We start from the raw sequence: 9,327 nt of genomic DNA on the forward strand, positions 1-9,327 counted from the left end.
TAGCTGGCTTAGACCTTGGACTGACCGAAAAACCGGGCCAGAATGTTGAACACGAGCACGATGAGCACCAGCACCAGCGACGCCGTCCAGGCGAGCTCGATCTGGTTTTCGAAGGGCATGCCCGAGAAGTTGTAGATGAGGATCGACAGGGAGGCGGTCGGGTTATTCACCGGCGACAGCGATTCCAGGAAGTAGTTGCTGAACAAGGCCGTAAACAGCAGCGGCGCCGATTCGCCGGCGGCACCGGCGATGGCGAGCATCACGCCCGTCATGATGCCGGGCAGGCCCGTGGGCAGGACGACCTTCCAGATCACCTGGGTACGGGTGCAGCCGATGCCGAACGCGGCGTCCTTCATGCGCTGGGGTACCTGCTTGATGGCCTCCTCGGCGGCGAGCACCACCGTCGGCAGCATCAGCACCGAGAGCGCCACGCCGCCGGCCCAGGGCGAGTAGCCGAAGTTCACCACCAGCACCGCGTAGACAAAGACACCGGCGAGGATCGACGGGAAGCCGGTCAACACCTTGGCCAGGAAGCGGGACGTGGTCGCCAGCTTGCTGGTGGGACCGAGAATCGCGAGGTAAATGGCGGCCATGATGCCGAAGGGCACCGAGATGACCGTGGCGATGGCCACCATGGCCAGGGTGCCGACAATGGCCGGGCCGATACCGCCGCCCATCTCGAAGCCCGCCGGCGGCAGCGCCGTCATCACCTCGACGAAGTCGACACCGAAGAGCCGGGTGCCGCCGCGCATCACCAGCATATAGATCACCGAGATCAGCGGCACCGACGCCAGGATGGCGATGATCCAGGTGAGCACGGTCAGGACGTTGTTCTTGATCGCCCGCCCTTCCCAGAGCTGGCGCTGGAGGTTCGGCCGCGCGAAGGTCTCGTCGCCGGCCGCCGTGAGATCGACGTCGTTGCTCATTGCTTGCCCTCGAACTTGCGCACGGTGTACTGCTGCACGGCGAGGCCGGCGACATTGACGATAAAGGTGATGAGCAGCAGCACCAGGGCCGCATACATGAGCGCCTGCACCTCGACGGCGCCCGCCTCCGGGAAGCTCGACGCGAGCAGCGATGCGAGCGTGTTGGCCGGCGCGAACAGGGACAGGCTGATCTGGTTGGCGTTACCGATGAGCATGGCCAGCGCCATGGTCTCGCCCAGCGCCCGGCCGAAGCCCAGCACCAATGCGGCGAGGATGCCGCTGGAGGCGGTCGGCAGCATGACCTTGAGAATGGCCTCCCACTTGGTGGTACCCATGCCGTAAGCGGCCTCTTTGACTTTGTAGGGAATCCGCCGGAAGGCGTCCACCGAGATCGCCGCCACCGTGGGCAGGATCATGATGGCCAGCACCAAGGCCGCCGGTGCCAGACCCGGACCGCTCAGATCCGTTCCGAAGAGCGGAAACCAGCCCAGGTTCGTGTGCAGCCAGTCCGCCACCGGCCGGATGACAGGGATCAGCACATAGATGCCCCACAAGCCGTACACGACTGACGGTATGGCCGCCAGCAGCTCGACAATGGTGCGGAACACCAGCGCGAGCTTCTGATGAATGAAGTCCTGCGTCAGGAAGATGGCGATGGCGATACCGAAGACGCCGCCCAGCAGCAAAGCCAGCAGCGAGCTGTAAAGGGTGCCCCAGATCTCTGGCAGGACACCAAAGACCTCTTTGTTGACATCCCAGGTGGTGCCATACCAGAAGCCGAGTCCATACTCGCTCATCGCCGGCAGCGCCTGCTTGCCGAGCTCCCAGAGAATCGCGATTACCAGCAACACGATGATGCCGGCACAGGCGTACGCGATGCCGCGGAAGACGGAGTCTGTGCCACGCTCGCCGCCGCTCGGCGGCCGTGTGATGGAGCTGGCCGAGTCCGCTTTTTGGAAGGGGTTGGTCGCCATGGTCGTTACCTGATCGTCTGCCTGGCTGTGATCCGAGGAGCTGTCCGGGCCTAAGATCGTGATTGAGAGGCCGACTCAATCGTCGTCCCCCGCGATGGCGTCGGCGATAAGCCCAAAACCCCGCCATGCCGGGCGTGGATTCTAGGCCGGCGTGACTGCCCTTGTCTCCATGACACCCGGCGGTCTGCCCGACGGTCACCGACCGGGATGCGCGGCGCCTGATGCCGGGCGGCGAGCTTGCGCCGGCTCGTTCAACGGACTGCGGCCCCCGGGCCAAGGCCCGGGCCGCAGGCAAAGACACGGGCTCGGGAAGCCGATCGGCATGGCTGGTGCCGGCCGGCGCCCCGAGCCCGGTGGCTTTCGGCTTACTGGATGACCTTGGCGGCTTCCCGCACCTGCTCGATCACGTCATCGGGCAGCGGCACATAGCCGAGTCCATCCGCTTGACCCTGCGCGGCCTCGCTCGTGGTGTAGTTGAGCAGGTTCTGGATCACCTCGAGCTTGTCGTCCTCATAGTCCGTGTAGAACAGCAGCCAGGTCATGGATGCGATGGGGTAGGCGTTCTCGCCTGCCGGATCATAGACCCAGGCACGCAAGTCGGGAGCGCCGCCGGGCAGCGTGCCCTCGGGGAACTCGGCGCTGGCGATGGCCGCAGCACCGGACTCAGGACCGGGCGCAACGAAATTCCCGGCCTTGTTCTCCAGCTCGGCGACCTGCTTGTGCCCGGTGAGCTTGGCGTAGCCGTACTCGACATAGCCGATGGTGCCCTCGTTCTGCTTCACCTGCGCCATGATGCCGTCGTTCTTCGGCGCCTTGATGAAGTTGGCCTGGCTCGGCCAGTTCGGCGACTTGGAATGACCCACATCCTTGAACCCCGGATAGATTTCGCTCAGGTGACCGGTGAACACATAGCTCGTGCCGGAGGAGTCGGAGCGGACAACCACGGTGATCTTCTCATCCGGCAGATCCGAATCGATCTCGCTCCAGTTGGTAATCTCGCCGGAGAAAATCTTCGGGTAGACGTCGCGCGGCAGCTTCAGCTCGTCGACACCCTTCAGGTTGTAGGCCAGCACGACCTCGCCCGCGGTCATGGGCAGCAGGACCACGTCCTTGCCTTGCTTCTCGTTGACGACCTTGATCTCCTCGTCGCTCATCGCCGCGTCGGAGCCGGCGAAGTCCACAGCACCCTCTTGCAGGTCCTTGATGCCGGCGCCACTGCCCTTGGCCTGGTAGTCGACCCGGGCACCTGTGGGGTTGAATTCCTCCTTGACCTTCTTGTCGGTGGAGAACTGCTTGAACCAGGCTGAGTAAATCGGGAACGGAAAGCTGGCGCCGGACCCGTTCAGCTTGACGTCGGCCTGCGCCGAGGCGGAGACGCCCAGCGTCGCGATGGCGCCCGCCAGGGCCGCCGTCTTCATAAGATGCGTGTAATTCATGGCTCTGAGTGCTCCGTGAGTCGTGGTGAGCTCAGGACGCGGCGCCCTGTCGGCCGCGGCCTGCCGGGGAGGATGCCCGGACGTTCTGTGCGCCACCCGAGCCGGGCTGGAGGTCCCGACCACAGGTAATGCGGCAACCGCAATCGGGCCTGTTCATGGCCCCGGCGCCCCAGACGCCGAGCCACGAACCAACAGGCATCGACAACTGCCTGAGACGTGACTCCGGGGTCGGAGCGCGCCGCGTATTGTGACGACGCGATGCGGCGAGTTCGTGAATTTTTGATGACGGGATCACGGCTTGCGTGCCTTCTGTGCAGCAATCGCCGACATCGTGCGCGGACCGGGACGCGCTGTCCATTGCTTCCTTTGCAGCCGCCGCAAGGCTCTTTTGTGCCCGGCGGCGTTGGGCATGATCGCAGCTGGCGTTATCTTGAGGACATTGCCAATCAGGAGAGCGCGAGCATGCGGCTCAGCAATACTCAAGACAGCTACGGGCTCCTGGCCGTTACCCTTCACTGGCTCGTGGCCATCACCGTGGTCGGCCTGTTCGCCCTCGGCCTCTGGATGGTGGAGCTCACCTACTACGACGACTGGTACCGCAGCGCACCCGCCATCCATAAGGCCGTCGGCGTGCTGCTGTTTATCGTCGTCGCGCTGCGGCTCGGCTGGCGCACGCGGGGGCCGCGCCCCGCCCCCGTCGCCAGTCACTCGACGCTGGAGCGCCGTGCCGCGGCAACGGCCCATGTCCTGCTGTATGCGCTGCTGTTTGCGGTGATGCTGAGCGGTTACTTGATCTCCACCGCCGACGGCCGCCCCGTCGACGTGCTCGGCGTCTTCCAAGTGCCCGCCCTGATCAGCGACCTGCCCGGGCAGGCGGACATCGCCGGCAAGGTGCACCTCTACCTCGCCATCAGCCTGGTGTCGCTGGCGGGCCTGCATGCGCTGGCGGCGCTGAAGCACCACGTCATCGACCGCGATCCCACACTGCTGCGGATGCTGGGCCGCGACCCGGCACGCAGCCCGCGCGGCCGCCGGGCGCCGGCGCCGCCGCTGGACTCCTGAGCACCAAAGGCGCCCGCCGCGAGCGGGCCCGCGTATAACCCCAACCGACCGGAGACATCCACCATGACCATTTTGCGCACCTCGAGCACCGCCGTCGGGAGCCTGGCCGTCGCTGCCGCCATCGCCGCCGCCGGCCTGCTGCCGACCACCGCCGCGGCCGAAGTGGAGAAATACGTCATCGACACCGAGGGCGCTCACGCCTTCATCCAGTTCCGCATCCAGCACCTGGGCTATAGCTGGCTCTACGGGCGCTTCAACGACTTCGGCGGCAGCTTCACCTACGACACCGATGATCCGGACAACTCCAGCATCCAGGTAGACATCGACCCCGCGAGTCTGGACTCGAACCACGCCGAGCGCGACAAGCACCTGCGCGGCGAAGACTTCCTGGACGTCGACCAATATCCGGAGGCCGGCTTCGCGAGCACCGCAGTGACCTGGCACGAAGACGGCACCGGCACCGTCACCGGCGACCTGACGCTGCGGGGCATCACCAAGCCCGTCACCCTCGAGGTGGAGGAGATCGGCGCCGGCCCCGACCCTTGGGGTGGTTATCGCCGCGGCTTCGAGGGCAGCACGAGCTTTCCACTGAAGGACTTCGGCATCGACTACGACTTGGGCCCGGCCTCCACCGATGTGGAAATGATCCTCTCGGTGGAGGGCATCCGCCAGGACGGCTGAGGGCCGGCTCGGCATCCGTAGCCGCTGCGCGGCAGAGCGCGCAGCGCGCACCGGCTTACGGTGCCTTTCAGCCCCCCTTGCCGGTCAGCGATTTGAACATGCTCACCACGCGGTCCTGGAGCTCCTTCGCCCAGGTGGGCTGCGGCAGGTTCCAGCCGATGACGATACCCACTGCGGTCCAAAACAGGATGTTCAGCATTTCGATCTCCTCCGGGCTTTGGGAAAGGCGATAACGCCGCCATTATCCTCGCCCTGCGAAACCCTGCACGGCGTATCGCCGACCGCCTGCACGCGGCTGCCCCTGGCACGCCGCGCAAGCCCTGCCGGCGGCCCATCGCTGTGCCACAATGATGGGCTTAACCCTCGCACCAGATCCGGCGGCCTGCGGCGTCGCGCGATGGGGCCGAACGGGGCGGATCAGGGCGGGCAGACGCCATGCATGAGCGCAAACACACGCATACGTCACTGCTGCGGGCCGCCGTGCTCGCAGGCGCCGCTGCCTTCTGCGCGGGCGTCGGCGCGGTCGCCGCAGAGCCGCGCCTCGCAGGCGCCGGGGCCAGCTTCCCCTTCCCGCTGTATGCCACCTGGCTCAAGCAGTTTGCACGCGACCCCGCCGTCCGCGCGACCTACAACAGTACCGGTGCACGCGTGGACTATGCCGCCACCAGCAGCGATGCCGGTGTCCGGGCGCTCGTCGCGGGCGAGGTCGACTTCGCGGGCTCGGACCGTTCCATCGACGACGACGATGAGGCCGAGACCATCGAGCGCGGCGTCGTCGCGCTGCCGATGACCGCCGGCAGTGTGGTGCTGGCCTATAACCTGCCCGGCGTCGAGGGACTGCGGCTGCCGCGGTCCGTCTATCCCCGAATATTTTCCGGTGCCGTCAGCAGCTGGAGCGACCCGGAAATCGCCGCCGCCAACCCCGGCATGCTATTGCCCCCGCAGGACATCGTCGTGGTCGTGCGCGCCGATCCGGCCCGCGCGACGGACGTGCTCACCGCCCATTTGAGCGCCGTCGACGCCGACTTTCGCCGCGACATCGGCCGCGCCCGAGCGCCCGATTGGCCGGCAGACGCCGGCTTCATCCGTGCATCCCTCAACGACGGGGTCGCCGCCGCAATCGCCCGCACACCCGGCGCCATCGGCTATCTGGACGACGGCTACGCCAAGCTCGCGGGCTGGCGGCAGGTGGCACTGCTGGAGAACAAGTCCAGGCGCTTCGTCACCGCCGGCCCGGAGACCGGCGCCGCCGCCCTCGCCGCCGTGCCCTTCCCGGATGCCGAGCTGCCCGGCGGCGCCCCGGACCTGCGCGCCCAGGACCGCGACCCGGGCGCCGACAACGCCTATCCCATCACCGCCATGACCTTCATGCTCTTCTACGCCACCGGCTACACGGGCGAGCGCGCCGCCGCCGTCCACGACCTCATCGACTACTGCGTCAGCGACGCCGCCCAAGAACAGGCTCCCGGTCTCGGCTATGTGCCGCTGCCGGACGCCGTGCTGAGCCGTGTCCGCGACGCTGCGGGAGCCATCCAATGAGCCTGTCCGCCGTCGCGTCCGAGAGGCTCACCGAGACCTCATCGGCATCGCCCCTCGCACCCCCGCTGCCGGCGGCCGCCGGCGAGCGCCTGCTGTGGGGTCGGCTCTACGGCGCCGCCGGCGCACTGGCCATTGCGAACGCCGCCCGGCAGGCGCAGCGCCCCATTCTCGCTGCGGTGGCCGACATGCCCGCGGCGGCGCAGCTGCGAGAGGAGCTCGGCTTCTTCCTGCGCGAGCCGGCAGCAGACGGGGTAGCGGGACAGGACATCCCGGTGCTGACCTTCCCGGACTGGGAGACCCTGCCCTACGACGTCTTCTCGCCGCTGCCGGAGCTGGTCTCGGAGCGGCTCCTCGCCCTCCATCGCCTGCCCGGCCTCGGCCGCGGCGTACTGGTGGTGCCCGTGGGCACGCTGTTGCAGCGTCTGCCGCCGCGGGCGTTCGTGGACGGCCATGCCCTGGTGCTGGCCGTCGGCGACCGCCTGGACCTGAACGCCACGCGCGAGCGGCTCACCCGCTCCGGCTATCAGTGCGTCTCGCAGGTCATTGCCCACGGCGAGTTTGCCGTGCGCGGCGCCCTGCTGGACGTCTTTCCCATGGGCAGCCAGCAGCCGCTGCGCATCGACCTGTTCGACGATGAGGTGGAGTCCATCCGCACCTTCGACCCGGACAGCCAGCGCTCCCTGGAAAAGCTCGAGCGCGTGCGCGTGCTGCCGGCGCGGGAGTACCCCACCGACGAGGATGCCATCAGCGCCTTCCGCCAGCGCTGGCGCGCGGCCATCGATGCCGACCCCAAGGCGAGCATCATCTACCGGGAGGTCTCCGAGGGCCGCATGCCCGGCGGCATCGAGTACTACCTGCCGCTGTTCTTCGAGGAGACCGCCACGCTCTTCGACTATTTGCCGGACGACGCCCTGGTCTTCGAGCACGCCGACGTGCGCGACGCCGCCGAGGACGCCCTCGCGCGCATCGGCGAGCGCTACGAGCAGCGCCGCCACGACGCCGAGCGCCCGCTGCTGCCGCCCCGCGATCTCTACCTGGGCCGCGACGATCTCGCCGCGCGTCTGAACGCCCGGCCCGGCGTGTGCTGGCAGTCGCCGGAGGTGCCGGACCGGCGCAAGGGCTATGCCGCGGTGCACAACTTCGCCACTGCGACGCCGCCGGCGCTGGCCATCCACGCCCGTGCAGAGCGCCCGGCGGCGGCCCTGCAGGCCTTTCTGGAGAGGCCCGGGCAGCGCACGCTCTTCATCGCCGAGAGCACCGGCCGCCGGGAGCTGCTGCTGGAGAGCCTGCACGGTTTTCGCATCCAGCCCCAGCCGGTGGAGAGCTGGCAGGCCTTCGCCGACGGCCGTATGGACCTCGGCATCACGGTGGCGCCGCTGGAGCAGCCTTTGCTGCTTCCCTCGGCGCCGCCCCTAGCCCATCCAGCTGCCGACGGCAGCCTCGCCATTGTCACCGAGACCCAGCTCTACGGCGAGCGAGTGCGCCAGGAGCGCCGGCGCAAGCAGAAGGCCCGCGACGGCGAGGCCGTGGTGCGCAACCTCACGGAGCTGCACGAGGGCGCGCCCGTCGTACATGAGGAGCACGGCGTCGGGCGCTTCATCGGCCTGCAGAGCCTGGCGGTGGGCGGCGAGAAGACGGAGTTTCTGGCGCTGGAATACGCCAAGGGCGACAAGCTCTATGTACCCGTGAGCTCCCTGCACCTGATCTCCCGCTACACGGGAGCGGCCCCGGAGAACGCCCCGCTGCATCGGCTCGGCAGCGACCAATGGGACAAGATCAAGCGCAAGGCGGCCGAGAAGGCCCACGACGTGGCCGCAGAACTGCTAGATATCTACGCCCGCCGCGCCGCCCGTCAGGGGGTCGCCTTCCCGGACCCGGGTACCGAGTATGCCGCCTTCTCGAGCGCCTTCGAGTTCGAGGAGACGCCGGACCAGCAGCGCGCCATCGAGGCCATCATGGAAGACATGGCCAAGGCGAAGCCCATGGACCGAGTGGTCTGCGGCGATGTCGGCTTCGGCAAGACCGAGGTGGCCATGCGCGCGGCCTTTGTGGCAGTCAGCGCCGGCAAGCAGGTGGCGGTGCTGGTGCCGACCACGCTCTTGGCCCAGCAGCACTATCAGAATTTTGCGGACAGGTTCGCCGACTGGCCCATCAAGGTCGAGAGCCTGTCGCGCTTTCAGAACCAAAAAGAGACCAAGGCGGTGCAGGACGGCATCGCCGCCGGCACCGTGGACATCGTCGTCGGCACCCACAAGCTGCTCCAGGGCAACAGCAGGTTCAAGAACTTGGGGCTCGCCATCATTGACGAGGAGCACCGCTTCGGCGTGCGCCACAAGGAGCAGCTCAAGAACCTGCGCGCCGAGGTGGATGTGCTGACGCTCACCGCCACGCCCATCCCGCGCACGCTCAACATGGCCATGTCCGGCATGCGCGATCTCTCCATCATCGCCACGCCGCCGGTGGAGCGCCACCCCATCAAGACCTTCGTCTCGCCCTGGAACGACGGGCTCATCCAGGAGGCCTGCCAGCGCGAGATCGCCCGCGGCGGCCAGGTCTACTTCCTGCACAACGAGGTGGAGACCATCGAGAACATGGCGCAGAAGGTGGAAGCCCTGGCGCCAAGCGCACGGGTGGAATTCGCCCACGGCCAGATGCGCGAGAAGGACCTGGAGCGCGTCATGCGGGACTTCTATCACCGCCGCTTCAACG

Annotated in this window: 8 protein-coding genes; 4 read left to right on the forward strand and 4 right to left on the reverse strand. The window is 67.6% G+C overall.

The window, feature by feature from the left end; all coding sequences use genetic code 11:
• Positions 1-8: 8 nt before the first annotated feature.
• The 3 genes from pstA to pstS (CKO31_RS10520) all read right to left on the reverse strand — a co-directional run bounded on the left by pstA (position 9) and on the right by pstS (CKO31_RS10520) (position 3,336).
• Positions 9-926, reverse strand: coding sequence for a phosphate ABC transporter permease PstA (gene pstA, locus CKO31_RS10510; protein WP_200236817.1), 918 nt, complete (start codon positions 924-926; stop codon positions 9-11).
• Positions 923-1,900 carry a phosphate ABC transporter permease subunit PstC gene (gene pstC, locus CKO31_RS10515; RefSeq protein ID WP_200236820.1) on the reverse strand — a complete coding sequence of 326 codons (978 nt, stop codon included), beginning with the start codon at positions 1,898-1,900 and terminating at the stop codon, positions 923-925. Before pstC ends, pstA begins: the two co-directional genes overlap by 4 nt.
• A gap of 365 nt (positions 1,901-2,265) precedes the next feature.
• Positions 2,266-3,336 (reverse strand): phosphate ABC transporter substrate-binding protein PstS, encoded by a 1,071-nt coding sequence (gene pstS / locus CKO31_RS10520; protein ID WP_200236822.1) that lies wholly within the window; start codon positions 3,334-3,336, stop codon positions 2,266-2,268.
• A 462-nt stretch (positions 3,337-3,798) separates the two neighbouring features.
• Here pstS (CKO31_RS10520) and CKO31_RS10525 point away from each other — a divergent pair, with 462 nt between their 5' ends.
• Positions 3,799-4,398: a cytochrome b gene (locus tag CKO31_RS10525; RefSeq protein ID WP_200236825.1), complete on the forward strand. Its 600-nt coding sequence runs from the start codon at positions 3,799-3,801 to the stop codon at positions 4,396-4,398.
• A 63-nt stretch (positions 4,399-4,461) separates the two neighbouring features.
• On the forward strand, positions 4,462-5,079 hold the full coding sequence (locus CKO31_RS10530; RefSeq protein ID WP_200236827.1) for a YceI family protein: 618 nt from the start codon (positions 4,462-4,464) through the stop codon (positions 5,077-5,079).
• A gap of 67 nt (positions 5,080-5,146) precedes the next feature.
• Here CKO31_RS10530 and CKO31_RS27210 read toward each other — a convergent pair whose 3' ends face one another.
• Entirely contained in the window at positions 5,147-5,278 is a 132-nt protein-coding gene (locus tag CKO31_RS27210) for a hypothetical protein (RefSeq protein WP_274607730.1), read from the reverse strand.
• A gap of 236 nt (positions 5,279-5,514) precedes the next feature.
• Here CKO31_RS27210 and pstS (CKO31_RS10535) point away from each other — a divergent pair, with 236 nt between their 5' ends.
• Together pstS (CKO31_RS10535) and CKO31_RS10540 are read left to right on the forward strand one after the other, a co-directional pair.
• Complete coding sequence (gene pstS, locus CKO31_RS10535) at positions 5,515-6,618, forward strand: phosphate ABC transporter substrate-binding protein PstS (RefSeq protein WP_200236829.1); 1,104 nt, start codon at positions 5,515-5,517, stop codon at positions 6,616-6,618.
• Positions 6,615-9,327 (forward strand): transcription-repair coupling factor (locus CKO31_RS10540; RefSeq protein WP_200236832.1); only part of this gene is annotated, 2,713 nt, incomplete at its 3' end. The genes pstS (CKO31_RS10535) and CKO31_RS10540, both read left to right, overlap by 4 nt.

This window comes from Thiohalocapsa halophila, from assembly GCF_016583825.1.
GTDB classification, from domain to species: domain Bacteria; phylum Pseudomonadota; class Gammaproteobacteria; order Chromatiales; family Chromatiaceae; genus Thiohalocapsa; species Thiohalocapsa halophila.